The organism is Clostridium taeniosporum, assembly GCF_001735765.2.
GTDB lineage: Bacteria > Bacillota > Clostridia > Clostridiales > Clostridiaceae > Clostridium > Clostridium taeniosporum.
Map to the genome: position 1 here is coordinate 272591 of NZ_CP017253.2, position 25192 is coordinate 297782.

At 26.4% G+C, this 25192-nt stretch carries 31 protein-coding genes; 30 read left to right on the forward strand and 1 reads right to left on the reverse strand.

Annotated features, from left to right (window positions below; translation table 11 throughout):
- Positions 1-52: 52 nt before the first annotated feature.
- Positions 53-1039, reverse strand: a complete 987-nt coding sequence (locus BGI42_RS01335) for a hypothetical protein (protein ID WP_069678614.1) — start codon at positions 1037-1039, stop codon at positions 53-55.
- A gap of 188 nt (positions 1040-1227) precedes the next feature.
- Between BGI42_RS01335 and cdaA the strand changes: the two genes are divergently transcribed.
- The 30 genes from cdaA to BGI42_RS01490 all read left to right on the forward strand — a co-directional run bounded on the left by cdaA (position 1228) and on the right by BGI42_RS01490 (position 25090).
- Entirely contained in the window at positions 1228-2082 is an 855-nt protein-coding gene (gene cdaA / locus BGI42_RS01340; protein WP_069678615.1) for a diadenylate cyclase CdaA, read from the forward strand.
- The gene (locus BGI42_RS01345) at positions 2052-3275 is read left to right on the forward strand and encodes a CdaR family protein (RefSeq protein WP_069678616.1); all 1224 of its coding nucleotides are present in this window, start codon (positions 2052-2054) and stop codon (positions 3273-3275) included. Before cdaA ends, BGI42_RS01345 begins: the two co-directional genes overlap by 31 nt.
- Positions 3276-3469: 194 nt before the next feature.
- A complete protein-coding gene (locus BGI42_RS01350) occupies positions 3470-5062 on the forward strand; it encodes an NAD(P)/FAD-dependent oxidoreductase (protein ID WP_069678617.1) in 1593 nt (530 codons plus the stop codon).
- Positions 5063-5251: 189 nt separating this feature from the next.
- Entirely contained in the window at positions 5252-6160 is a 909-nt protein-coding gene (ptb, locus tag BGI42_RS01355; protein ID WP_069678618.1) for a phosphate butyryltransferase, read from the forward strand.
- 24 nt (positions 6161-6184) lie between these two features.
- Positions 6185-7252, forward strand: coding sequence for a butyrate kinase (buk, locus tag BGI42_RS01360; protein ID WP_069678619.1), 1068 nt, complete (start codon positions 6185-6187; stop codon positions 7250-7252).
- 387 nt (positions 7253-7639) lie between these two features.
- A complete protein-coding gene (locus tag BGI42_RS01365) occupies positions 7640-8473 on the forward strand; it encodes an AIM24 family protein (protein WP_069678620.1) in 834 nt (277 codons plus the stop codon).
- An 83-nt stretch (positions 8474-8556) separates the two neighbouring features.
- Positions 8557-8853, forward strand: a complete 297-nt coding sequence (locus BGI42_RS01370; protein WP_069678621.1) for a YerC/YecD family TrpR-related protein — start codon at positions 8557-8559, stop codon at positions 8851-8853.
- 357 nt (positions 8854-9210) lie between these two features.
- A complete protein-coding gene (gene glmM / locus BGI42_RS01375; protein ID WP_069678622.1) occupies positions 9211-10554 on the forward strand; it encodes a phosphoglucosamine mutase in 1344 nt (447 codons plus the stop codon).
- A 424-nt stretch (positions 10555-10978) separates the two neighbouring features.
- On the forward strand, positions 10979-11674 hold the full coding sequence (locus BGI42_RS01380; RefSeq protein WP_242984736.1) for a phage baseplate assembly protein V: 696 nt from the start codon (positions 10979-10981) through the stop codon (positions 11672-11674).
- A gap of 13 nt (positions 11675-11687) precedes the next feature.
- Positions 11688-12053: a DUF4280 domain-containing protein gene (locus tag BGI42_RS01385; RefSeq protein ID WP_069678623.1), complete on the forward strand. Its 366-nt coding sequence runs from the start codon at positions 11688-11690 to the stop codon at positions 12051-12053.
- A 17-nt stretch (positions 12054-12070) separates the two neighbouring features.
- Positions 12071-13522, forward strand: coding sequence for a hypothetical protein (locus tag BGI42_RS01390; protein ID WP_069678624.1), 1452 nt, complete (start codon positions 12071-12073; stop codon positions 13520-13522).
- 30 nt (positions 13523-13552) lie between these two features.
- Positions 13553-14077 carry a hypothetical protein gene (locus BGI42_RS01395; RefSeq protein WP_069678625.1) on the forward strand — a complete coding sequence of 175 codons (525 nt, stop codon included), beginning with the start codon at positions 13553-13555 and terminating at the stop codon, positions 14075-14077.
- Positions 14078-14079: 2 nt separating this feature from the next.
- On the forward strand, positions 14080-14706 hold the full coding sequence (locus tag BGI42_RS01400; protein ID WP_069678626.1) for a hypothetical protein: 627 nt from the start codon (positions 14080-14082) through the stop codon (positions 14704-14706).
- A 4-nt stretch (positions 14707-14710) separates the two neighbouring features.
- Positions 14711-15661, forward strand: a complete 951-nt coding sequence (locus BGI42_RS01405; protein ID WP_069678627.1) for a pentapeptide repeat-containing protein — start codon at positions 14711-14713, stop codon at positions 15659-15661.
- Positions 15662-15705: 44 nt separating this feature from the next.
- Entirely contained in the window at positions 15706-16596 is an 891-nt protein-coding gene (locus tag BGI42_RS16150; RefSeq protein ID WP_069678628.1) for an HNH endonuclease, read from the forward strand.
- A gap of 17 nt (positions 16597-16613) precedes the next feature.
- The gene (locus BGI42_RS01420) at positions 16614-17102 is read left to right on the forward strand and encodes an SMI1/KNR4 family protein (RefSeq protein WP_069678629.1); all 489 of its coding nucleotides are present in this window, start codon (positions 16614-16616) and stop codon (positions 17100-17102) included.
- Between the two features lie 275 nt (positions 17103-17377).
- Positions 17378-17917 (forward strand): HNH/ENDO VII family nuclease, encoded by a 540-nt coding sequence (locus BGI42_RS16335; RefSeq protein WP_105165889.1) that lies wholly within the window; start codon positions 17378-17380, stop codon positions 17915-17917.
- Positions 17914-18357 carry an SMI1/KNR4 family protein gene (locus tag BGI42_RS01430; RefSeq protein ID WP_105165890.1) on the forward strand — a complete coding sequence of 148 codons (444 nt, stop codon included), beginning with the start codon at positions 17914-17916 and terminating at the stop codon, positions 18355-18357. Before BGI42_RS16335 ends, BGI42_RS01430 begins: the two co-directional genes overlap by 4 nt.
- A 57-nt stretch (positions 18358-18414) precedes the next feature.
- On the forward strand, positions 18415-18627 hold the full coding sequence (locus tag BGI42_RS01435) for a hypothetical protein (protein ID WP_069678630.1): 213 nt from the start codon (positions 18415-18417) through the stop codon (positions 18625-18627).
- Between the two features lie 484 nt (positions 18628-19111).
- A complete protein-coding gene (locus tag BGI42_RS01440) occupies positions 19112-19495 on the forward strand; it encodes an EndoU domain-containing protein (RefSeq protein ID WP_069678631.1) in 384 nt (127 codons plus the stop codon).
- Positions 19496-19505: 10 nt separating this feature from the next.
- Complete coding sequence (locus BGI42_RS01445; RefSeq protein ID WP_069678632.1) at positions 19506-20057, forward strand: hypothetical protein; 552 nt, start codon at positions 19506-19508, stop codon at positions 20055-20057.
- Positions 20058-20313: 256 nt separating this feature from the next.
- Positions 20314-20595: a ribonuclease domain-containing protein gene (locus BGI42_RS01450; protein ID WP_242984737.1), complete on the forward strand. Its 282-nt coding sequence runs from the start codon at positions 20314-20316 to the stop codon at positions 20593-20595.
- A gap of 14 nt (positions 20596-20609) precedes the next feature.
- Positions 20610-21056 (forward strand): barstar family protein, encoded by a 447-nt coding sequence (locus tag BGI42_RS01455; protein WP_069678634.1) that lies wholly within the window; start codon positions 20610-20612, stop codon positions 21054-21056.
- 96 nt (positions 21057-21152) lie between these two features.
- The gene (locus BGI42_RS16155) at positions 21153-21701 is read left to right on the forward strand and encodes a hypothetical protein (protein WP_069678635.1); all 549 of its coding nucleotides are present in this window, start codon (positions 21153-21155) and stop codon (positions 21699-21701) included.
- 11 nt (positions 21702-21712) lie between these two features.
- Positions 21713-22216, forward strand: a complete 504-nt coding sequence (locus BGI42_RS01470) for a hypothetical protein (RefSeq protein ID WP_069678636.1) — start codon at positions 21713-21715, stop codon at positions 22214-22216.
- 192 nt (positions 22217-22408) lie between these two features.
- On the forward strand, positions 22409-22768 hold the full coding sequence (locus tag BGI42_RS01475) for an SMI1/KNR4 family protein (protein WP_069678637.1): 360 nt from the start codon (positions 22409-22411) through the stop codon (positions 22766-22768).
- Between the two features lie 132 nt (positions 22769-22900).
- Positions 22901-23962, forward strand: a complete 1062-nt coding sequence (locus BGI42_RS01480) for a leucine-rich repeat domain-containing protein (protein ID WP_069678638.1) — start codon at positions 22901-22903, stop codon at positions 23960-23962.
- Between the two features lie 261 nt (positions 23963-24223).
- Positions 24224-24385: a hypothetical protein gene (locus BGI42_RS16340; RefSeq protein ID WP_242984738.1), complete on the forward strand. Its 162-nt coding sequence runs from the start codon at positions 24224-24226 to the stop codon at positions 24383-24385.
- 21 nt (positions 24386-24406) lie between these two features.
- Positions 24407-24607, forward strand: coding sequence for a leucine-rich repeat domain-containing protein (locus tag BGI42_RS16345; protein WP_275542705.1), 201 nt, complete (start codon positions 24407-24409; stop codon positions 24605-24607).
- 69 nt (positions 24608-24676) lie between these two features.
- Complete coding sequence (locus BGI42_RS01490; RefSeq protein ID WP_069678640.1) at positions 24677-25090, forward strand: hypothetical protein; 414 nt, start codon at positions 24677-24679, stop codon at positions 25088-25090.
- Positions 25091-25192 lie beyond the last annotated feature (102 nt).

Here is a 25192-nt window from a genome sequence, read left to right on the forward strand (position 1 = left end):
TATATTTCAAACCAATAATATTATCTCCTGAAAATATTCTTATATACATAAATTAATATTTATATGATAATATGGATTTTTGTAGGTTATCAAGATTGCTTAAAAAATAATTATATTTATCAAAGGAATCAACATACAAGTCATCTACATTATTGAAATTAGATTTTGAATTTTCATATAAATTCATTTCATCTTGTACACTTTTTTTAAAAGAATTTATATAAGAATCATATGCAGAAATAGTTTCTTTTAAAGCTTCATAACAATCATCAGCACCAACAGGAATAGATATTGATAAAGAACTATCTTTTATTTTATTAAAGTTTGAGTATTTTTCATTAATATCACACATTACTACAGATAAATCTCGTTTATCTTCTCTGATTTTTTCTAAAGCAGGTTTAACATCATCTTTTAACTCGGAAAATCTATTTAATAAGTCATTAACTTGTATAAAGAAATCACGTTTTTGTTCATTTAGAATATCATTTTCTCTAACTGACTTATATGATTTATTTAAAAATTTATTTAAGTCTGAAAAAAATGTTTTTAAGTTTTTAGAAAGTGAAATTTTAATGTTAGATTTAGATAATGTATCTGTTTCTTTAAGAAAATTTTGTTGGTTTTTTATTAAGTTTTCATATAATACTTGAAAATATTTATTATTCTTATTATTTATAATAGATATAATAGAATTATATAGATCAATATTTGTTTTTAAATAATCTTTTAAGTTATTTTTTAATTCATTAGACGTAGATTTTTTAAAATTTAAATTATTTAAACCATTATCTAATTCAGTTAATAAGTTAAGATTTTTATTTAAAAGTTCATTTGTATTTTTGAAATTAATATTAGCATCATTTTCATCGAATTTTAATGATGAATTTATAGTTGTTATTGTCTTAGAAATTTTATTTATTTTATTTAGTTCAGTATTTTTAAAAAATAACGTTAATAATATAAGTATTAGTATAAATAAACTAGATAATAAACTTACAATTTTTAATGTTTTTTTATCTATTGAAAAATTTATCATAACCATAACCCCCTCATCCTTATTAATCAATAATATATTTTTAGTTACTTAATATTACTTATATTATGTTGATTAAAAAAATATTATAAAAATAATGAATTTTTAATAAAATAGTAATTCTCTTTGTATATAATAATTGAAATTTTGATGTATAATTTTATATATATGCAAAATTGGAGGTGAAAGTATTGCAAGATTTTATATCACTAATAATAAAGAGTTTAAACAATATGTCCTTGTGGTCAATATTAGATATATTAGTGGTTTCTTATATATTCTATAAAGGATATATGCTTATTAAAGAAACAAGAGCGGAGCAATTACTAAAAGGTATAGTGTTAATTATAGTATTAATACCAATAAGTTATTTATTAAAATTAGATATGTTGTATTTTATATTAAATAAGACACTTACAATTGGAGTATTATCTGTAATTATAATTTTTCAACCAGAGATTAGAAGAGGATTAGAACATATAGGTAGATCGGCATTTGAGGATGTACATTATGCAAACGATAAAGAGAGTATACAAAGTTCTATAAATGAAATAGTTAATGCTGTACAAAATTTATCAGAAAGTAAAACTGGTGCATTAATAGTAATGGAACAAAAGACAGGTCTTGCAGAAATAGTTTCATCTGGAACAATATTAGATGCCAATATAAGTTCAAACCTTTTAGAAAATATTTTTGTAGTGAATACTCCTTTGCATGATGGAGCAACAATAATTAGAAATAATAAAATACTAGCTTCAGGATGTGTTCTTCCTTTAACTAATAATAATAATATTAATAAAAAATTAGGTACTAGACACAGAGCAGGATTAGGGCTTTCAGAAGTTTCTGATGCTTTAATAATTATTGTATCTGAAGAAACAGGAGTAATTTCGTTAGCTATAAATGGAAAATTGAGTAGAGGGTATGATAAAGAACGATTAAGAAGCATATTATCAAATATAATTGAGAATAGAAATAAGAAAAATGTTAAGGATGCTAAGGAGAGGGTGAGATCATGGGTAAGGGGAATAAAAATAAATCATTAATAGCTAAGATTATTTGTTTGCTTTTATCTTTTGGTCTTTGGCTCTATATATCAAATGTGGAGAATCCTGTAAGAACATATGAGTTAAAAGGCGTACCAGTAGAACTAATAAATATGGATAGTATTTCAAAATCTAATTTAGCTATAGTAGAAGATGAAAATTTTACAGTTAACTTAACACTAGAAGGGGCTACAAGTGATATAACTAACGCAAAAAAAGATTCTTTTAAATTAATAGCTGATATGAGTTCATATGCACTTAAAAATGGGGAAAATATAATTCCTATTCAAATAGTAAGTTACCCTCAAAATATAAATATAAAAAATAATGGATTTATAGGAATAAAAGTTAAACTAGAAACATTAGTGACAAAAGAAATCTCTTTAAAATCTCAGGTAAATGTTAATTATAAAGAGAATATTTATAAAAGAGATTTATCTATATCGCCACAAAAGGCAACTATAGTAGGTCCAGAAACTCAAGTAAATAAAATTGATAGGGGCATCCTTATAGGAAATGTAGAAAATTTAGATAAAGATTTTAATAAGAAATTTCCTATTAGATTTATAACTAAAGACAATAAGGAAGTTAAGGGAATTAAATCTAATATAAATGAATCTGAATTAAATATAACAATTAATAATGGAAAAACAGTTCCAATAAATATAAAAACTACAGGTAAGTCAAGTGATGGTATATCTATAGAAAGTATGACTGTTGAGCCTAAATCAATTCATATTATAGGTGATGATAAGTTGTTAAGTGGCATTAATTCTATAAATACACAGGAAATTAATATAAGTAATATTACATCTGATGCTGAAATAAATACAAACTTAAAATTACCAGAAGGTATTACTACACAGGAAAATAGCCAAAATGTTAAGGTTAAATTTGCAGTTAAGAAGATACAAGATGTATCAAAAGATATTTCATGTATAGTGGAATATATAAATTTAGATCCCAATTTAGTAGTTGATTCATCTAAGGAAACTGTTAATGTAAGTGTTTCAGGATTAGAATCAGTATTAAATAATATACCTGATGGAGAATTAAAAGCTACAGTTGATCTATCAAATATAAGTGAGCCTGGAGCTTATACTTATAAACCTACAGTTACTAGCGTAAGTAATAGGACTGATTTTAATATACTATCAGTTGAAGATGTTCAAATAGTTTTAAAAAATAAATAATAAAATAGCCACAACTTATTTAATTGTGGCTATTTTTTATGATATAATCGGTTAAACTTATAATTGAAATATATATCTGATATATTTATAAATAAACTAGAATGAGTACTTGCAATTTTACTTTATCTATTGAATATATTGATATAAATTTAAAGTACAATTAATTATTAAAAATAAAATAGGAGAAAGTACATATGAGTATAAGAATAAATAATTTAACTTTAAGTATAGATGATAATAAAGAAGTATTAATAAAAAAGATAAGTAAGAAATTAAAGATATCTTCTAAGGATATAAAGAAATTAACTATAATAAAAGAAAGTTTAGATGCAAGAAAGAAAAATGACATAAAATTTAATTATTGCGTTGATATAAAATGTTATAATGAAAAGAAGATAGTATCTAAAATTAAAGATAATAATATTATTCTCCAAGAGGATGATAAGGGGTTACAAATAAAAAAAGGTGATATTAAATTAAATAGCAGACCAGTTATAGTTGGATTCGGTCCAGCAGGTATGTTTGCAGCACTAACTTTAGCACAAAATGGATATAAGCCTATTATATTTGAAAGAGGAGAAGAGGTTGATAGTAGAACAAGGACAGTTGAAGATTTTTGGAAGACTGGAAATTTAAATATTGAATCAAATGTACAATTTGGTGAAGGTGGAGCAGGTGCATTTTCTGATGGAAAATTAACAACAAGAATAAAAGATCCAAGATGTGCTTATATATTAGAAGAACTTGTAAATGCTGGAGCTCCAGAAGAAATTAAATATTTAGGAAAACCACATGTTGGAACAGATATCTTAAAAGGTGTTGTAAAAAACATAAGAGAACAAATAAAATCTCTTGGTGGAGAAATTCATTTCAATTCAAAATTAGAGGATATAAAATATGAAAATAATAAATTAAAAAACATAGTTGTTAATGGAAAAGAATTAGAATGTGAAATTCTAGTTTTAGCTATTGGTCATAGTCCAAGAGATACATATGAAATGCTGTATAAAAGAGGTATTTCTATGGAAGCAAAGCCTTTTGCAATAGGTGTTAGAATAGAGCATCCTCAAGAATTAATAAATATTAGTCAATATGGAGATTATCATAATCATCCAAGATTAGGATCAGCAGAATATAGATTGACTTATAAAAGTGAAAAATTAAATAGAGGGATATATTCTTTTTGTATGTGTCCAGGTGGAACAGTAGTGGCATCAGCATCAGAAGAAGGAAGATTAGTATCTAATGGTATGAGTTATCATGCAAGAAATTTAGCTAATGCTAATTCTGCATTAGTTGTAACAGTTTCTACAGAAGATTTTGAAGGAGATTCTCCTTTAAGTGGAATGGAATTCCAAAGACATTATGAATGTTTAGCGTTTAAATCAGGTGGTGGCAATTACAAAGCACCAATACAATTATTAGGTGATTTCATGAATGATAGACCTAGCACAAAATTAGGTAGTGTTAATCCAAGTTATTTACCTGGGTATGAATTTAGAGAATTAAAAGAATGTTTACCTAATTATGTTGTAGAAGGAATAAAAGAAGGCATACAAAATTTTTCTAAAAAGATAGAAGGATATGGGATGGAAGATGCTATTTTAACTGGAATAGAAACTAGAACATCAGCTCCAGTTAGAATTCATAGAAATAAAGCACTTGAAAGCATAACAGTGAAAGGTCTTTATCCAGTAGGTGAAGGAGCTGGCTTTGCAGGTGGAATAGTTTCATCAGCAGTTGATGGAGTTAAAGTAGCAGAAAGTATAATAAATCAATTTTATTAATACTTTAATAACTTTAATAATTTAAATAAATTTATTAAATAGTCTCAATATTCTAAAAAAGGCCAATATTACGTTATTTTTTGTTACAATAAAGATAATGAGTTTAAAATATAGTTAATTAATAAAATAAAAAGGAAAATAAAGTTAATATAGATAGATTAATTTATTAGAATAAGAGGTGCATTTATAATGAGTAAAAACTTTGATGATTTATTATCTAAATTAAAAGCAAATAAGAAAAAAAAGTTATCAGTAGCAGTAGCACAAGACGAACCAGTTTTAGAAGCAGTAATGGCGGCTAAAGAAAAAGGAATAGCAGATGCAATATTAGTTGGAGATCAAGAAAAAATAAGACAAATCGCAGAAAAAATAAAAATGGATTTAACTCAATTCGAGATAATTCATGAACCAGATACTAAAAAAGCGGCATTATTTGCAGTTCAATTAGTATCAAGTGGAAGAGCAGATATGGTTATGAAAGGTTTAGTAGACACAGCAACTTTCTTAAGAAGTGTTCTTAACAAAGAAGTAGGTCTTAGAACAGGTAAAGTTATGTCTCACGTAGCAGTATTTGAAGTTGAAGGTATGGATAGATTAATATTTTTAACAGATGCTGCATTCAACACTTATCCTGATTTAAAAGCTAAAGTTCAAATAGTAAATAATGCTGTAACAGTAGCTCATGCTTGTGGAATACAAGTTCCAAAGGTAGCACCAGTATGTGCTGTTGAAGTTGTTAATCCAGACATGCCTGCAACAATAGATGCGTCATTATTGACTACTATGAATAATAGAGGACAAATAAAAGGTTGTATAGTAGATGGACCTTTAGCATTAGATAATGCGTTATCAGAAGAGGCTGCTCATCATAAAGGTATTACAGGTCCAGTAGCAGGACAAGCAGATATTATATTATTACCTAATATAGAAACTGGTAATGTAATGTATAAATGCTTAACTTATACATCAAAGAGTAAAAATGGTGGTTTATTAGTAGGAACATCAGCACCAGTTATTCTAACATCAAGAGCTGATAAATTTGAAACAAAAGTAAATTCTATAGCTTTAGCAGCATTAGTTGCTGAAAATGCTAAATAAGATTATTATTGGGGGTATTATTTAATGTCATATAAATTATTAATTATTAATCCAGGATCAACTTCTACAAAAATAGGAGTTTATGAAGATGAGAAAGAACTATTTGAAGAAACATTAAGACATACTAATGAAGAAATAAAAAGATATGAAACTATTTATGATCAATTTCAATTTAGAAAAGATGTAATATTAAGTGTTCTTAAAGAAAAAGATTTTGATATAACTACTTTAAGTGCAATAGTTGGTAGAGGTGGAATGCTAAAACCAGTAGAAGGCGGAACTTATGCTGTTAATGACGCAATGATAGAAGATTTAAAAGTAGGAGTACAAGGCCCTCATGCTTCAAATCTTGGAGGAATAATAGCAAAATCAATTGGTGACGAATTAAATATACCATCATTTATAGTAGATCCAGTTGTTACAGATGAATTAGATGATGTAGCAAGATTATCAGGAGTTCCAGAACTTCCAAGAAAGAGTAAATTCCATGCTTTAAATCAAAAAGCAGTAGCTAAAAGATATGGTAAAGACAGTGGAAAAGGATACGAAAATTTAAACTTAATAGTTGTACACATGGGTGGTGGAGTTTCTGTTGGAGCCCATAAAAAAGGAAAAGTAGTTGACGTTAACAATGCTTTAGATGGTGATGGACCATTTTCACCAGAAAGAGCAGGAGCAGTGCCAGTAGGTGACTTAATTAAAATGTGCTTTAGCGGACAATATACTGAATCAGAAGTATACACTAAGGTTGTTGGTAAAGGTGGATTTGTTGGATACCTAAACACTAATGATGTTAAAGGTGTTATAGACAAAATGGAAGCTGGAGATAAAGAATGCGAAAAGATATATAAAGCTTTCCTTTATCAAATAACAAAAACTATTGGAGAAATGTCAGCTGCATTAAATGGAAAAGTTGATCAAATATTATTAACAGGTGGAATTGCATATTCACCAACACTTGTTCCAGATTTAAAATCAAATGTAGAATGGATAGCTCCAGTAACTGTATATCCAGGAGAAGATGAATTATTAGCATTAGCTCAAGGTGCGATAAGAGTTCTTGACGGAGAAGAAAAAGCTAAGGTTTACTAAAATAAATTAATAGAGGATATCTCATTTAATGATTTAATAAAATCATTGTGAGATATCCTTTTTTATGTATAGAAATTATAGAGTTATTGAGGTTTCAAAAGTACATTCATTTTGTGCTTAATAAAAGAATCGTTACTTTATTTAAAGAACTTAAGTTAAAAAATCAATAATGTTAATTAAAAAAATAGTATTGTTTAGTACAGTATAAAATGATTATATTAGATTTTTAATGTTTCTGTATAATTATTCTAAAAAGAGACGAGATTTATATAATAGAGTATCAATATAAAAATAGCAATTTTAAAAGTTAAATGATAAGATTATTCGGTTATTGTATATATTAATACATATGTTATACAGTCATTATAAAAGATAAGGAGTATGATTATGAGGAGTTCTTTGAATATAACAAACAAATTAACCATGTTAACAGAAATGGAGAATGATTCAAAATTTCAAATTTTAGAATATACTGATTTAAATGGAGCTACAGATTTAGAAACCGCTTTTGGATTAAATATAATTAATGAAAGTAATATAAAATTAAAACAAATAAGAATAATACTTGATGATAGCTCAGTAAAATTAGAATCTGGTCTTTTGAGTTATATGAAAGGTGATATAGATATTAAGAGTAATATGGGAGGGGTATTGGGTTTAGGAAAAAAGTTTATTACAAGTAAATTAACAGGTGAAACTATGTTTAAACCAGTTTATAGAGGATCAGGGGAAATATTTTTAGAATCATCATTTGGTCATTTTGCTTTAATTGAGTTAGAAGATGATGAAATAATTGTAGATGATGGACTGTTTTGTGCTTGTGAAGGTGGAATTGAGGTAGGAGCATCAATACAAAAAAATTTATCCTCAGCTTTTTTAGGAAATGAAGGATTATGCCAAACTAAAATAAGTGGTAATGGTATAGTAGCATTAGAAATACCAGTTCCTGAAACTGAAATATTTAAATGCATATTAATAGATGATACATTAAAAGTAGATGGAAACTTTGCAATTTTAAGAACTGGAAATATTGAATTCTCAGTAGAAAAATCATCAAAATCTATTACAGGTTCAATAACAAGTGGAGAAGGTTTCGTTAATGTATATAGAGGAACTGGAGAAGTATGGCTTGTTCCAACAAAAGCTATATATGATGATATGAGAACTAAGAGTTTTAAAGAAATGACTAAACCAAGTAGGGAACGAAATACAGAAAGTTAATGCTTTTATATATTAAAGTTGTGAAGAAAAGAAGTTAAAGTTATAATATTTAAAGAGGAAATAATTAAAGAGGTGAGAGAATAATGAGTTCATCAGATTCAAAAATTAAAAGCAAAGAATTAGATTTATTTTTTAAAGGAATTTTAGAACTTGAAAATATAGATGAATGTTATAACTTTTTTGAAGATGTAGCTACTATTAATGAAATAAAATCATTAGCTCAAAGGTTTCATGTTGCTATGCTTTTAAATAATAAAAAGACATATACTGAAATAGCAGAGGTTACAGGAGCAAGTACAGCTACTATAAGTAGAGTGAATAGGTGCTTAAATTATGGTAGTAATGGTTATAAAATAATTTTAAAAAAATTAGAAAAATAAATATTGAATTTTTATAAATTTTTGCTATAAGTAATTGAAAAATACTTATAGCATATTTTAGTTAAAATATTAATAGAAGTAGAATAAAAAATAGTATAAGAAAATCTTTAATACTTTTACGGAATAATTCTAAATTTCCTTTTTGATTAAAAAATGGATTATATACTTTTTATTACTAGTATATATATCTATGAACATAAGCTTAAAACATTGTCAATATTAATGAAAAATATTATACTAATATATAGGTTAAGTTAAAAAATTTATCAATATAAATAGAGAATTATCAAATTTATTATTATTTCATAATAATATAGTAATTAGATATGTGAGAGAATAAAAAAGCGAGGTAAAAATATGGACAGAATGTTTGGAACTGATGGAGTTAGAGGAATTGCTAATACTGAGTTGACAGCTCAAATGGCTTATAATTTAGGTAGAGCAGGTGCATATGTTTTAACAGAAGGTGCACATAAACCAAAAATATTAGTAGCTAAGGATACAAGAATATCTGGAGATATGTTAGAATCTGCTTTAGTTGCAGGTATATTATCAGTTGGAGCAGAAGCAGTAATATTAGGAGTAGTTCCAACACCAGCAGTTGCATATTTAACAAGAAAATATGATGCAGACGCAGGTGTAATGATATCAGCTTCTCATAATCCAGTAGAATACAATGGAATAAAATTCTTTAATGACAAAGGATATAAACTTTCTGATGAATTAGAAGATGGAATCCAAAAGGTAATTGAAAGTGATTTTGAAGGAGTACCAAATCCAATAGGAATAGACTTAGGAAGAGAAAAGATAGAAGTTGCTGCTTTAGAAGACTATACAGAATTTGTAAAGCAAACAATTCCTTATAATTTAAAAGGAATGAAAATAGCTTTAGATTGTGCTAATGGTGCATCTTATAAATCTGCTGTAAAAGCATTTAGAGATTTAGGTGCTGATGTTTTTGTAATTAATGATAATCCAGATGGAACTAATATAAATAAAAATTGTGGATCAACACATCCAGAGGAACTTATGGATTATGTAGTTAAAAAAGGTTGCGATTTAGGTTTTGCATTTGATGGAGATGCAGATAGATGTTTAGCAGTTGATGAAAATGGTAAATTAATAAATGGTGATTTTATATTAATGTTATGTGCAAGTTATCTAAAAGAAATAGGAAAATTAAGAGAAGATACTTTAGTTGTAACAGTTATGAGTAATTTAGGTTTAGATATTGCATGTAGAAATTTAGGAATAAAGCTTGAAAAGACAAAAGTTGGAGATAGATACGTTCTTGAAGAGATGACTAAAGATAACTATGTATTAGGTGGAGAACAATCAGGTCATGTTATATTCTTAGACTACAATACAACTGGAGATGGACTAGTTACAGCTCTTCAAGTTGCATCAATAGTTAAGAAGAAAGAAAAAACATTATCAGAATTATGTTCTGTAATGAAAGAATTACCACAAGTTTTAGTTAATGCAACTGTTCCTAATGATAAAAAGAATATATACTTAGAAGATACAGAAATAGTAGAAGCTATTAAAGAAATGGAAGCAAAACTAAATGGTGTAGGAAGAGTTTTAATAAGACCATCAGGAACTGAACCATTAGTTAGAGTTATGCTAGAAGGTGAAAACCAAGCAGAAATAGATGAAATGGCTCATGGTTTAGCTAACTTAATTTTATCTAAAATATAAAGGATAATTTATGATTTAGTCATATGTTGACATATTTATAGGTAAAGCTGGACAGATTAATTGGACTTAAGAATACTAAAAAATATATAGTGTCGTTTTAGCTTGTTAATGATATAAAATTGTGACAAGCAAACATGATAATAAGGAATTTATAGAGAACTATCATAAGGTGATTAAAAATCATTTTATGATGGTTCTTTTTTTATGTCTTAAGACTTCAACCAAAATTCTAAATTAAAAAGCAGGTTGTAGACCACTTTATTCTTTTATAATATGAATTAGCAATTTTAAAAAAGTAATAAAAAGTAAAAATACTAAAACAAGTATAATGGAATTTAAAATTTGATAAAGAATTAAAGAAAATGATTTACCGGATTCTGATGAAAATCAGTATATAAATTATAACGTAAAAAGTCATGATATTTTGGAATTAGGTGCTTGCGTTAATTTTAAGGGGCACTTTTTTTCTATTTCTAAATTAATTTATGAAATAGAAGATGGAATATTAGAAACTACTTATGATTTACAAACTAGCCAAGGACAAAATCAATGCAGAATATACAATGAAAAATTACAAGGAATATCATTAGAGGGAACTGTCACCGATGTTTCAAGTGATGAAATAAAAGTAAAACTAGATATAGACGGAAAAAATGAAAATAGTGAATATTGTTGGTTTAAATATTCAACCATAGCTGCATCACCTGATGGAAGTGGATGGTATTTTATGCCTGAAATTAATGATAGAGCAAGAGTATATTTCCCAACTAATGATGAAAATGAAGCATTTGCAATAAGCTGTATACATAAGATAAATGCAGATCCATCTGTTAAGTATATAACAACTATAAATGGAAAGAAGATAATTTTTAGTGAAGACAGTATTACAATTTCAGCTAATGACAGTGCAACAATTACTTTAAGCAGTGGAGGGGGAATAAGTATATCAGGAGGAAGTATAAGTTTAAATGCAAGTGAAAATATTTCTATTAGAGCAGAAGACAGTGTTGTTGTATCAGGTAAAGATAATGTAGAGATTAGTTGTGACAAAGGTGGAAAAGTAACTTTAGATAATGGAGGAAATGTAGTACTTAATGGAACAAAAGTGAAAATTAATTAAGGGGGTGTAATCAATGGGAATATCATATGTCGTGGATAAAGCTAAGATAAAGTGCTCTAAGGCAATTGGAGAAAGTGTACTAAATAAATCACCAGATAATGAAAACTTAGAACTTCATGGAAAAGTAATGCTTACAATTGCAGATAATAAACCTAATATAAATATTACACCATTTCCACTATGCGAAAGCAAAAAAAATCCTGAAGTTATTAAAAATGGTATGAAGCCAGTACCATGTAAGCCATCTATATGTAATAAGTGGATGAAAGGCGAAAAAGATGTGTATTTGAATGGAGAATTGGCATTAAATAGTGGATGTGAATTGACTTGTTTATATGGTGGATTAATAAAGATATCTGATGATGGTCAAAGAAAGTAATAAAGGAGGTAGTTTAAATGATTATGAATTATGAAAATATACAGGTAGAACTACCATATGAAATTTTACAAATTGAAGATTTAAATTTTAAAGCAGAAATTAATGAACACCATACTTTTAATATTAAAGCACTTATAGATGAAAATAATGTGGATAAGTACTTAAATGAAGATACAGAAAATAAACAAATTAAGATTATTATAAACAACAGTACAATTTATGTTGGAAAAATAATAGAGCTTAAAATAAGCTGTATTAATCATTTATCATACTTAAATATAAAATCAATATCTTATTCTTATAATTTAGATATAAAAAGAAATAACCATGCTTTTACAAATTTAAAATCTACATATGAGAATGTAATTAATGAAACATTGAGTAAATATAAAAATTATATCTTTAAAGACAATATAACAGAAGGAAAAAGTATTGATAATTTAATTGTTCAGTATGAAGAAACAGACTTTGAATTTTTAAAACGTCTAGCATCACATTTTAAAAGTGTACTTGTAGTAGATAGTGGCAGTGATGTAATTAGATTTCATTTTGGAGTAGAAACTATAAGTAATAAGTATGTTTTGGAAAACTCATTTAATGAAATAGAGAAGAAATTTGATTTTTTTAATACTATGCAGAGTGTAACAAAGGACTGTTTATATGAGCAGGATTTTATAGGATGGAAGTTAGATAATAAAGAATATTTTCCATTAGGAACTGAGTTTACTTATTATGGTCAAAAGGTTTGTGTATATAAAGTAGAGATGAAAATTAAAAAAGGTGAAATCATTTATACATATGAATTGAAATTTCTAAAAGGAATAATTACAGAATGCAAGATCAATCATAAGCTTAAAGGAGTAAGTTTAGAAGGCATTGTTAAGAATGTAAAAAACAATGAAATGCAAATTTATTTTTGTATAAATGATAATTATAAAGATGATGCAAGTAATAAGTGGTTTGATTATTGCAGAGAAACAAGCAACTTTTATGTTATGCCTATGGTAGGGAGCAAAGTTCACATTACTTTTTTTACTGGTGATGAAAGAAAAGTTAATGTAACTAATGCTATAAGAAGCGCTGAAAGTAATGCTAAATATTATAACAAAATATCAAATCCAAGGAATAAATCTTATTCTACAGAAAATGGACAAGAACTTTTAATGTCACCAGATATGATTCAAATAGCTCAAGATGATGGAAAAAGTATTCAGGTTACATTAAGCAGCAATGGAAGTGTAAGTATATCAGGAAACAATATAAATTTATCTGCTAGTAAGAAAGCTGAGGTTGGAAGTAAAGCACCTTTTGATGCTAAGAAAAATCCAGTAAAGCCTAGAAGTATAAGCATATCAGCAAAAAATTGTGTAACTATAACTAGAAGCGTAGGAAGTAGTGTAAATCCAAGTGAGGTTATACAACTTAAAGAAGAAAATAATATAAAAGGTATCGTAAAACTAGGAAGATAAAATAAATTTTTATTAGGAGAGCAGTTATTTATGAAGTATTTTGAAATGATACAAGATAACAGAATAAGTTATGATTACAAAATTGAAAATTTAGAGTGGGAAAAACTAGATACAGATGAGGAAGAAAAAGAAATAGTAGGTATAGTTTCTTTTAAGGGAAAAGAAGAATCAGTACCAGATTTTATAGCTTATAAAAAACGTTTTTTTGTTTCTGCAGAGTTAAAAAAAGTTATGGCAATGTATAGTGAAGATTTAAAGTTTAATCTAGTTATGTTTAGTAATATAGAAAATAAAATTCAAAAAGAATATTACGATGTAGAATCTCCATTAATAGAAGGTTTAAGTGATAATTCAACTTATCATAAAGATCATTCAGTAAATAAAAAAATAATAAAGCATAAAAAAGTTAAGGACTCTCCTGTATTTAGATTAAAAGAAATGGAGACTACACAGTTTTCACCAAAGCATATTTTTGTTCATTTAGATATTGTTGAAAGTGCCGTTAGAAGAGAACTTTGGGGAATGATTTTTGAAGAAATTCAGGTGGAGGAATAGAAATGTCTTTTTTAGATGAGAAGATTGCTAAATTGCAAAAAATTAAAAAGGTAGCTAAAAAGAGAGAAATTTTAAAAGCTCAGCAAAAAAATATAGAAGCAGAAATATTGCCTGAAATATCTCAAGAAGAAGTTACTTTAGCTATAGAAAATGGGAAATTAGATTATAATGGCGTTGAATTTGAATTTGAAAATAAAGATTGCTTTGACGGAATGATTACTTTTCCTATAATTAAAAATTTTTTTGAGGATTATTTAGAAGATGAATCAAAATATTTATGGAATAAAGAAAAGAATTTAAATATTCTATTAAGCAAAATAAATATTGATGATACAGATAGACAGAAGATTGATTTTAATATAGTACTTCAACAGTTATTAAAGAAAAATAAACTTTATGTGGAATGTTCAAGTATTACAGAAGATTTATATATGAATTATCCAAGAAACACAATAAAGCTTAGGATGCCAACAGCTTATGATTATATGTATCAATACATTGAAATGATAGATTTAGGAGAGCAATGTATAATATTAGTTTTTTCATGTTTAGAAAAAGATAAGAATAAGTGGGAAAAAATCATGATAGGAATATCGGAGCTTATTAAAATTAATGAGGGAGATAAATAGATTCATGAAAGAAATTGAAGAAAAATTTTTAAAGGAAGAAGCTAAACCAGTTTTAGAAAAATATAAAGAAAAAGTACTTTTAAATATATTAGAAAATGAAGATAAATTAAAGAATCAAATATTAGAAGTCTTAAAGAAAATAGCTGATAAATCAAAGAAAGATGAAGAATTTAAAATAAAATATATAGATTTTTCAATACTTAAAATCGGTATTTTAAATAAAACTTATGATATAACAGCAATTGCTTATGGTAAAGAGTGGTATGCAGGAGACATGATATATGAAGTGTTTAGTATAGATTATATATTTGAGGGATTAGAAGAAATTAGAAATGATTTATATCAAAAAATAAAGAAGTATGTAGGAAAAATAAAAGCTTGTAGTGTAGATCAATATATTTTAAGACAAGTTGCTGGTTACAATGAATACTTAACATATTTTTTTATTAAATATCTTAAGCAATATGATGAAGAAATTAGCTTTAATGAAATGAATAAATACGAAACATTGAGGATTAGTTATGGAGACTATAAGGATTACTCTCAAACAGTATATTATTATGATAATTTTGAGAAAAGTGAAGATATTTTTAAAGAAGAACTAAAAGAAAATAAGATAGAAAAATTGGTATTCAGTTATTGGACAGGCTTAAAAGCAGAGAATTTTAAAATTGAAAATCAGGATATAACATGCATGAATTTAAAAAGATCAGATCTAAAAAAATTTATCTTAAAATCATGTAAAGCAGTTGGATTAAATTTAAAAGAAGCTAAATTAAGTAAATGTCGTTTTATATCTAGTGATTTAGGAACAACAGATTTTAGTTTTAGCATTTTAGAAGATGTAGTTTTCGAGGATTGTATTTTAAGAAATACAAAATTAAAAAATGCTAAGTTAACTAATGTATATGTTATAAACAATGGAAAAGCTGTAAGACTTGAAAATAAAAAATGATTAAACGTTAATAATCTAGTTTTTAAGAGAGGGGGAGATTATTAATGCCATTTGTATTAATACCAGCGGCAATAGAACTTGTGTCTGCGATTATTACTACAGCAAAAATTGTTTTAGGATTAGCAGCAGCGGCAACTGCAATAGTAGTTGCTCATGAAGGTATTAAAGAATTAATACAAGGAATGACAATAGATGATTCTACTGTATCTGATAATCAGGATTGTATAGATTCTGATATTGAAGAAATGAGTGGTATTATATCTGGTTTAGTAGTAGGCAGTGCTACTAGCAGAATTTGTGATATAATTAATACAACACAAAATGATATAATAAGTTCAGCAGTAGATAAATGTTGGATTTCAGAAGGTATAAATGAACCTACAATTGAGGTATTTCCAGCATATGATGGAATAGACATGCCTAATATAGAAGTATTCCCATTAGATAATATAGCAGATATACCTAATATAGAGGTATTCCCATCAGATGATGGATTAAATGTACCTAGTATAGAAACATTCCCAATATATGATGATATTGATATACCTAATATAGAAACATTTCCAATGGATGAATCTGATGAGATGGATAATATTATATTATTTAATGAAATTGATGACATAAGAGTAACTAATAGAAAAGGAGTTGCTTATCCTCAAGTAATAGTTGATGGATATGGAGAAATACCTTTTCCAGATGGTCCGTATGTACCAAATAATTCAGCAAGATTAAGACCAAAATTTACTGCAAGATATAAGGAGTTATTTAAAGAATGGTGGATAAGTCAAGGAAGACCTTGGCCAGAAGGAAATGTTAATATACATCACATAAAACCTTTATCAAAAGGAGGGGATAATAGTTTTGAAAATTTAATTCCATTAGTTCAGCCAGATGAACATCAACCGTTTACTAATTGGTGGCGAAGTTATCCATAGATGAGGAGTGAATTTTTATGTCAGTAGAAAAAATATTGAAATTAAAAGATAATTTGATAGATTTAAAATTAAATATATTTGATAGTGAAGGTAATAGTATTGAAGTTGGATTTAACTTTAATAATCCAGCAACTGAAAATGAAATAACTTATGTAGAAAATAAACTTAATTTTAAATTTCCAAAATCGTTTATAAATTTTCTTGAAACTTTTAATGGATGTACTTTATTTAATTATAAAGAATTGGATGGATTAATAATACTTAGTACAAATGATTTTATTAAAATAAATAACTATCTAATTAACACATTTGAGGAAGATTGGAATTCAGAGTTGATAATCTTTGCTAAATATATTGGTGAAGATAATTATCTTGCATTTAATGGAGAAAAAATTATAGATTGTTTTACAGAAGAGCTACCAAGTGAATGGCGCATAATATCAAATGATTTTAATCAATTTATAGATGAATTTATAGAGAATGATGGTGCTAAATATTGGTTGTAATATTTTTTAGAATGAAAAAGTAATGATATCAACAACAGTTATAAAAATAGTTAATATTTATAATTTTAAATATTAACTATTTTTATTTAATCTAAATTATACTAAATAATTAATACAACACAAAATGATATAATAAGTTCGCAGTAGATAAGTGTTGGGCTGAAGAAGTAAGTGGACCGAGTATAGAAGTATTTCCAGCACATAATGATGAGGGAATAATTATTACTGATATACCAGCAACAGAAGTACCATCAACTACTATATTAGATACGCCAATGATAGTAGAGAAACCAAATAATGTAGAAGTATTTCCAGAGCAAAGAGTTGAAACACCAATAATTATAGATTTTCCAGCAGAAAAGCAGAGTGAAAAGGAAAATGTTATTTTTATTGAGGGGGTTAGTAAACCTAAATTTAATTATGATATACCACTTGATAAAGCTATGGAGTCTTTGGATGGATTCTCCAGAATAGATAATTATTCAGCTAATTTTAGGGGATTGGAAGTAAGAGCTCAACGTTCTTTGGAACATCTTTCGGATAAACAGTTACAATTTCAATATAAGGAAGGTTTATCTCCAAAAGACATAAATGGTGATACTATTATACTACATCATCATGAACAAAATGTAGCAGGACCAATTATAGAAATACCTAGGCCCAATCATAAGATGGGTAATATAAAACAGCATCCATTAGGTAATAGCGGTGGAGTAGGTAGTGGTGCTGAAAGGGAAGCTTTTAATGCATGGAGAGCACAATATTGGAAAGCTAGGTATGCAGAAGAATTAATAAGAAGAGGTGTTATAAAGTGAATAAAAATATTTTAAGCATTATTAAGGAGCAATTTGATATGGTGCCAGAGTCATTTGGTGGTGAAGTTACAATTGAAGAAGTTGATAAAGCTAAAGAGTTGATAGGTGTTGAATTACCAGAAGATTATATTGAGTTTATTTGTATGTTTGGATGTGGAGTTGTTGGAGCTACAGTTATATTAGGGTTAGGAGAAGCACAGTTTGTATCTACTCCATCATTTGTTAATCAAACAATAGAATTCAGAGGTGAATTACCTAATAAGTACAAAGATTTTGTAGTAATTGGTGTAGATGGAGCAGGAAATCCAATAGGTTTTAATTCACCAAGTAAAGAAATAATTCTATTTGACCATGACTTCGATGGGGAAGTATGCTTAGCTCTTAATTTTTCGGAATACTTAAGGAAGGCTTGTTATAATGAATTGAAAATTCAGTTTTAGAAGATATTATTGATAGAAATGTAATTAGATTTTGAATGTAATAAAGAGGAGAAGAATATGATATATTGTCCGTTTTGTGATGGTCAAGGAGTAATAAATAAGGCAACTATAAAAGGAACAGAGGTGATATTGTATATTTGTGATGAGCGTGATACTGTGTGGAAAGATACAGATATAACAGAAGATAATTGTGATAACTTTGAAAGTGTAATGAATACTTTAGGTAGGAAGGCGTTATGGTCAGAACTTACAGATGTAGAAAGGTTATAAATTGATAGTGATAGATTGAAACTAACAGCATAATTAATAATATACTTACTGCATAACTTGAATAAATTGTTAATGTAATGTATTTTAGATAAAGATTATGAAAAAATAAACTGCATAATCTAAATAAAGTAGTGAGCATGGGGCAGAGGGGGAAGAGTGGCATATAATTTTAAAAAGTTAATTCTAGTTGATGAAACTAAAAAATACTTTCTAAAATCTTTACCACCTTAACCCCCTTTTCACCTAAATTAAAAGAAAATATAGTTTTAACTGAAATGTCGATACTTTAATAGTGTCGATATTTTTTTACTTTAAGTTAGATTCATAGTAGGTGATGTAGAAAATGCTACTGAAATAATACCAATACTTTTAAAAGTCAAGATAACTAGGGACTAGGAATTTTAAACTGGGATATAAAGACTTAAAGGAAAATAAGAGTTAAGTAATTAATGTAGCAGATATACCTAATATAGAAACATTTCCAATGGATGAATCTGATGAGATGGATAATATTATTTTTATTGATGGAATAAGTAATACTATAACAAAAGGAAAAGTAAAACATATATTGAATAGGCATACATTTAATCGAGTCAAAAATAATTTACAATATAAAATAAAGACTATGCCAAGAGAAGATTTAGAGATGGATATATCAGAAAGAAGTTTCTTTAATCCATCTTGGTCAGAAGAAAAAGTTGTTGAAGCAGCGCAACAGGCATATGATACAATCATAGAACAAGGTGAAATCAATGGAAAGCATACTGTAGAAGTATATGGTGAAGAAATTAATGTTTATATTGATAATGGTAAATTTGGTACTGCGTATGGATCGCACCATTATACTTTAGATGATTTTGGATTATAGGGAGGATAAGATGTTTACAATTGAACATAAGATTTTAAATGAAACATTAGAAGAAATAAAAAAAATGAGTTTAAACGAGTTTGTAAATGAATTTGATGGAGATATAGAAGGACAAATAAAAATTACTTTTAATAATAAAACGATAGGATATATAAATGATGAAATCCCTTTTTCAGAGGAGTTATTAGTCTGGTGGTTAACAAAACTAAATCAAGCCATTTATACATTAAATCAAAATAATTATGTAGCATTTTATATTTTAGATACTGATAATATATGGCTTGAATTAAAAGTTAATGATAACTTAATTCATGTAAGAAAGATAAAGTTAAAATTAAAAAATATTAATAAATCATTAGTAGATAAGCCTATGGAAGAATTCGAGAAATATAAATGGGAGGGCATAACTGTCGGTAAAAATGAATTTATTAAAAGAGTTGTACAAGATAGTCAATTATTAATAAATGAGATATCTGAGATAAATTCTAAATTGATTGAATCAGAAAGCATAAAAAATCTGAGAAAATTTTTATATTTAAATATTAATAATGTAGTAAGTTGAAATTAAATAGATAATAAAAATTATAATGGCTAATATTTTAAATAATAAATGTTAGCCATTTTTATAATTAGATATATTAGATACGCCAGCAATTGTAGAGGAACCAAATAATATAATAGTATTTCCAGAGCAAAGAGTTGAAACACCAATAATTATAGATTTTCCAGCAGAGAAGCAGAACGAGACGGGAAATGTTATTTTTATTGAGGGAGATACTAAGAATATTGATGATATTCCTTGGATTACTTTAAAAAGTTTGCCAATTGATGAAGAAAGAGCATTATTAGATTCATTAAAACATGTTGATGATGGAACAATACCTAATGGTAATTTATCAAGAAGATGGGCAATTCCTTTTAGGAATAGATATGGAGATTTACCATCTGGAAGTTATCGGGAATATAGAGTCGCACCACCACTAGGAATTACCAATGCAGGACCTAGAAGAATAGTAAAAAATATAGATACTGGTGAAGTATATTATACTTGGACACATTATGAAGATGCTGGAGAACCTGCATTTGTTAGGATTAGATAAGGAGGGTATAGAAAATGAAGTTGTTAAATGGAATATATTGTATTAGTAGTAAAGATAATAGTTATGTGTATAAAGATTTAGAAGATACAGGGTATAATATATATAATATTAAAGGTAATGACATTAAATCTATTGAAGATTTATTTGAATGGTTTAAAAAAGAGTTGCCACAAGATCCTCCACTTTCAGGAAAGGTTAATTTTGATGCCTTAGTGGATTCGCTTTGGGGAGGGTTTGATTATCAGGGAAAAGAAAAAGTAGTAATTATATGGACTAACCCAATGAAGTTAATGAAAAAAGATAAAGATAGATTTAGGATATTAATTGAGTGTTTAAAAGAATTAGCTGAAACTCTTACATTGAAAGAATATGGAATTAATAAACCTATATTTCTTAAAATAATTTTAGTGGAAGATGATAATTTGTTTGTAGAACTTAATAAATTAATTAAGGAAATATAAGATAATGCTATAAAAAAGGCTTAGATATTTTAAATGAATAATTTTTTTATTATAAAGAGAAAAAATAAATATATATTATAATTAAAAATAGAGTTAATGCTTTCTAATCAGAGATACATTAACTCTATTTATATTCAAACTAAAACAATCAATACAACGCAAATAGACATACCTAATATAGAAGTATTCCCATCAGATGATGGATTAAATGTGCCTAGTATAGAAACATTCCCAATATATGATGATATTGATATACCTAATATAGAAACATTTCCAATGGATGAATCTGATGAGATGGATAATATTATTTTTATTGATGGTACAGAGGTTGTATGGCCAAGTAAACCACATAAGAATGGCACAGAAGGACATTGGGAAGCAATATTAGAAGAAGTAAATAACATGGTTAGCAGTGGTAAATATACAAAGATATATGTTAATAAAGGTATAGGAAATGAAATTATAGGTGCAAAGCCTAACAATAGACCAGATATAATGGGAGTAAGAGAAGATGGCATGATAGATCAGGTAGAAGTTCCTAGTAAAACAGATTCTATAGAAAAATTATTAGATAGAATGGAAATAAATAAAGAAATTATGGGAGATAGAGCTGGTACTTCTAAAATAAAGAGAATTAAAAAATAGGAGGATAGTATATGGATAAAGAGATAGTAGTATCAATAACATTATATGGAGAAGTTGAATATAAAAATAATTGGATTGATTGGTATGAATATTGCAAAAGGGTTATTGAGAGATTAGGACATAAGCCTAATTATATTTCAATCGAGAGTGATTCTATTAAATCAAATAAGGTATTAAGTCTGGATAAAAATGAAAGAAAGGTAATAAAATCTATTAATAATGATACTAATATTAAATGGCTATCAGTTTATTCATTACCAAATAATTTTATTACTGCTTCATTTGATTATAATATACTTTTTACTAGAAATAATAAATATTTAAGTATTATTATGAATAAAAAATTATATTCAAAGTTAGATGTAGATAGTACTTTATCTGAATTAAGAAAATTTATTAAGTTAAAGCATGGAGAAATTTACGAAATGCATAGAGATGAAAGTCCTTTACTATACGCTTCTGGATTAAATGAAGCATCGGATTTTGATACATTAAAAATAATAAAAAAATTATAATATAGTTAATAAAGCTAATGTTTCTAATTAAAGAGACATTAGCTCTATTTATATTCAGATTATACTAAAATAATTAATACAACACAAAATGATATAATAAGTTCAGCAGTAGATAAATGTTGGGCTCCAGAAGTAAGTGGCCCGAGTATAGAAGTATTTCTAATATATTGTAAAAAGGGTAGGTAAGTAACTGTGAATATAGAATTTTTAGAAGATAAATTAACAAGTTATAAATTTAAATATCCAGAGCCATTTTTAAAAGTTATAAAGTTAAATTTAGTAGACTTTGACCAGTGGTATATAATGGATGAAGAAAGGGTAATAAACACATTAAAAGGACTTAGAGAAAGGTATCCAAATAGAAAACTTATACCTTTTGCAAGAAGAGATGATAATGATGATATAGCATGTTTCGAAGCAAATAAGGGTGAAAGAGTTCAGATAATACATGATTTTGCATCAGTAGGATATGAGCAAAGAAAAGAATATAATTGCTTTTGGGATTGGTTAACAGAAGCTATTAAAGTAATGATTGAATACAATAAAGAATAATATAATAGATGATTTTATAAATACAGGATTCTCTAAGAATACGATAAATAGAGTTTTAGAGCAAAAATACAAAATGTTAGAATAGAAAGTAACTGCATAAAATCTAAACAGAGATAATTTGGAGCAATAATTATGAAAATATTATTTTCAGATAAACAATTTGAACATGAAATAAGAAAAAAGATTAGAAAATTAAGTGGAGATATTGAAGTAGAAGATTTAAAAAATATTATTGAATTAAAAATTATACACTATAGTGATGAACCCCAAATAGCTAGTTTAGAAGGAATTCAATATTGTGATAATTTAAGAAAGCTTGAATTAATGGGAACTTATTTAAATGATATTTCATTAATAAAGAATATTAAGAAACTAGAGTATTTAGATTTAAGTGATAATAATATAACGGATATTAGTTTCATATGTAATATTAAGACTTTAAAGTATTTAAATTTAAGTGGAAATCCAATAAAAAATATAGATTATATTAATGATATAAGAAGTTTGGAGCGTATTAATTTAGAAAGAACAGATTGTGAGGTTCCTAAATTAAATAATCCGGATAAAATAAGATCATTTGGGTTGCCACAAAATTGTTTCGATTTAGAATTTTTAGATAGATATAAGAATTTAAAAGAGATAACTTTACCAAGTTGCTTAAAAACATTAGAAGTTATAAAAGAGTTTAAAAACTTGCATAATGTAGAAAGTTTAGCTATAAATAATAGCAAAGTAAATGATTTAACACCATTATCTAATTTAAAAAGATTAAAAAAGTTAGATTTATTTGCTAATAATTTAGAGGATATTTCTGCAATTCATAATTTAAAGGAATTAATTAGTATTAATGTAGGTATAAATAAAATCTCGGATATTTCATGCATAGAATCATTAACAAATTTAGAATATTTTACAGCAGAACAAAATCTAATTAAAGATATAGCTCCATTAAAAAATCTTTTTCAATTAAAGGAATTAAATTTAAGTGGGTGCCAGATAAGTGATATTTCGCCATTAGAAAAGCTAAAAAAATTAGAAATTTTAAATTTAGAAGACAATTTACTTACTAATATAAATGGAATTGAAAAATTAGATAAATTAAAAGAAATTAATTTAGAATATAATGAAATTAATGATATAGAAATGTTAAGAAAACTTCAACAGAAAAGAAATGATTTAGAAATAATATATTAAACTTACAATATGAGCTAGTGTTCCTAATTTAAGAGACATTGGCTCTATTTATATTTATTTAAACTAAAACAATCAATACAACACAAAATGATATAATAAGTTCATCATTAGATAAATGTTGTTGGGCTCCAGAAATAAGTGGACCGAGTATAGAAGTATTTCCAGCAAATAATTATGATTGAATAATTATTTTATTTTACTTCATGGAACACATCTTCCAGGATTTTTTGGAACATATTAATAATTAAGGAGCAACAATTTATGAAGGCACTTTTTTTAGATAAACAATTTGAACATGAAATAAGAAAAAAGATTAGAAAATTAAGTGGAGATATTAAAGTAGAAGATTTAAAAAGTATTATTGAATTAAAAATTATACACTATAGTGATGAACCCCAAATAGCTAGTTTAGAAGGAGTTTAATATTGTGATAATTTAAGAAAGATTGAATTAATGGAAACTTATTTAAATGATATTTCATTAATAAAGAATATTAAGAAACTAGAGTATTTAGATTTAAGTGATAATAATATAACTGATATTAGTTTCATATGTAATATCAAGATTTTAAAGTATTTAAATTTAAGTGGAAATCCAATAAAAAATGTATATATTAAGAATAAAAATCAAGTTTTTTGTTTATAGAATAGCAATTATAAAACTGGGGTATAAATAAGATAATGTCTAAAAGTACATGCTAAGGAGGAAATGCTTATGAATATAGTTCCGTATAATGAATATTTGTTAGTTATGCCAAATGGTGATACTAAAGGATTTAATGATTTAGAATTAGCAAAAGCTTATATAAATATATATTATGAAAGAGTTATAGATCATAAAATTGACAAAAACGATTATAACGATGCAACAGAAATTGGAGCAGAGGAACCAAGAAGAAATATATGTACTCAATTAGGAGTAGCTGAAGGAAAATGTGAAGTTTATAACATAGATAATTTTATAGAGGTTGTAAGGGACAAAGTAGTTTTTGATGAAGAAAGAGAAGAAATAATCTCAAAATTATTAGCAAAAGAAATAGATTTTAATGTTTATGATTATAATTTAGATAATATATTACCAGATATTAAAACTATTGAGATGATGGAGCAATATGGAGATCCAGATTAAAAATTATGTGTTATATTAATCCTTATATTTCTTAATAAACAATATACGAGTTTTATAAATTTTATATACAATTTTATGCACAATTTTTGTAGATAACAATTT

What these genes read in the sequence shown, in the direction of transcription:
- BGI42_RS01390 (WP_069678624.1), top strand. Translation starts at nt 12,071, where the DNA reads ATGATTATGAATTATGAAAATATACAGGTAGAACTACCATATGAAATT.
- BGI42_RS01345 (WP_069678616.1), top strand. Translation starts at nt 2,052, where the DNA reads ATGGGTAAGGGGAATAAAAATAAATCATTAATAGCTAAGATTATTTGT.
- ptb (WP_069678618.1), top strand. Translation starts at nt 5,252, where the DNA reads ATGAGTAAAAACTTTGATGATTTATTATCTAAATTAAAAGCAAATAAG.
- BGI42_RS16340 (WP_242984738.1), top strand. Translation starts at nt 24,224, where the DNA reads ATGAAGGCACTTTTTTTAGATAAACAATTTGAACATGAAATAAGAAAA.
- BGI42_RS01395 (WP_069678625.1), top strand. Translation starts at nt 13,553, where the DNA reads ATGAAGTATTTTGAAATGATACAAGATAACAGAATAAGTTATGATTAC.
- BGI42_RS01455 (WP_069678634.1), top strand. Translation starts at nt 20,610, where the DNA reads ATGAAGTTGTTAAATGGAATATATTGTATTAGTAGTAAAGATAATAGT.
- BGI42_RS01405 (WP_069678627.1), top strand. Translation starts at nt 14,711, where the DNA reads ATGAAAGAAATTGAAGAAAAATTTTTAAAGGAAGAAGCTAAACCAGTT.
- BGI42_RS01400 (WP_069678626.1), top strand. Translation starts at nt 14,080, where the DNA reads ATGTCTTTTTTAGATGAGAAGATTGCTAAATTGCAAAAAATTAAAAAG.
- BGI42_RS01490 (WP_069678640.1), top strand. Translation starts at nt 24,677, where the DNA reads ATGAATATAGTTCCGTATAATGAATATTTGTTAGTTATGCCAAATGGT.
- BGI42_RS01370 (WP_069678621.1), top strand. Translation starts at nt 8,557, where the DNA reads ATGAGTTCATCAGATTCAAAAATTAAAAGCAAAGAATTAGATTTATTT.
- BGI42_RS01440 (WP_069678631.1), top strand. Translation starts at nt 19,112, where the DNA reads ATGGATGAATCTGATGAGATGGATAATATTATTTTTATTGATGGAATA.
- BGI42_RS01335 (WP_069678614.1), bottom strand. Translation starts at nt 1,039, where the DNA reads ATGATAAATTTTTCAATAGATAAAAAAACATTAAAAATTGTAAGTTTA.
- BGI42_RS16155 (WP_069678635.1), top strand. Translation starts at nt 21,153, where the DNA reads ATGCTTTCTAATCAGAGATACATTAACTCTATTTATATTCAAACTAAA.
- BGI42_RS01365 (WP_069678620.1), top strand. Translation starts at nt 7,640, where the DNA reads ATGAGGAGTTCTTTGAATATAACAAACAAATTAACCATGTTAACAGAA.
- BGI42_RS01480 (WP_069678638.1), top strand. Translation starts at nt 22,901, where the DNA reads ATGAAAATATTATTTTCAGATAAACAATTTGAACATGAAATAAGAAAA.
- BGI42_RS01445 (WP_069678632.1), top strand. Translation starts at nt 19,506, where the DNA reads ATGTTTACAATTGAACATAAGATTTTAAATGAAACATTAGAAGAAATA.
- BGI42_RS01470 (WP_069678636.1), top strand. Translation starts at nt 21,713, where the DNA reads ATGGATAAAGAGATAGTAGTATCAATAACATTATATGGAGAAGTTGAA.
- BGI42_RS16335 (WP_105165889.1), top strand. Translation starts at nt 17,378, where the DNA reads ATGATAGTAGAGAAACCAAATAATGTAGAAGTATTTCCAGAGCAAAGA.
- glmM (WP_069678622.1), top strand. Translation starts at nt 9,211, where the DNA reads ATGGACAGAATGTTTGGAACTGATGGAGTTAGAGGAATTGCTAATACT.
- BGI42_RS16150 (WP_069678628.1), top strand. Translation starts at nt 15,706, where the DNA reads ATGCCATTTGTATTAATACCAGCGGCAATAGAACTTGTGTCTGCGATT.
- BGI42_RS01420 (WP_069678629.1), top strand. Translation starts at nt 16,614, where the DNA reads ATGTCAGTAGAAAAAATATTGAAATTAAAAGATAATTTGATAGATTTA.
- buk (WP_069678619.1), top strand. Translation starts at nt 6,185, where the DNA reads ATGTCATATAAATTATTAATTATTAATCCAGGATCAACTTCTACAAAA.
- BGI42_RS01350 (WP_069678617.1), top strand. Translation starts at nt 3,470, where the DNA reads ATGAGTATAAGAATAAATAATTTAACTTTAAGTATAGATGATAATAAA.
- BGI42_RS01385 (WP_069678623.1), top strand. Translation starts at nt 11,688, where the DNA reads ATGGGAATATCATATGTCGTGGATAAAGCTAAGATAAAGTGCTCTAAG.
- BGI42_RS01435 (WP_069678630.1), top strand. Translation starts at nt 18,415, where the DNA reads ATGATATATTGTCCGTTTTGTGATGGTCAAGGAGTAATAAATAAGGCA.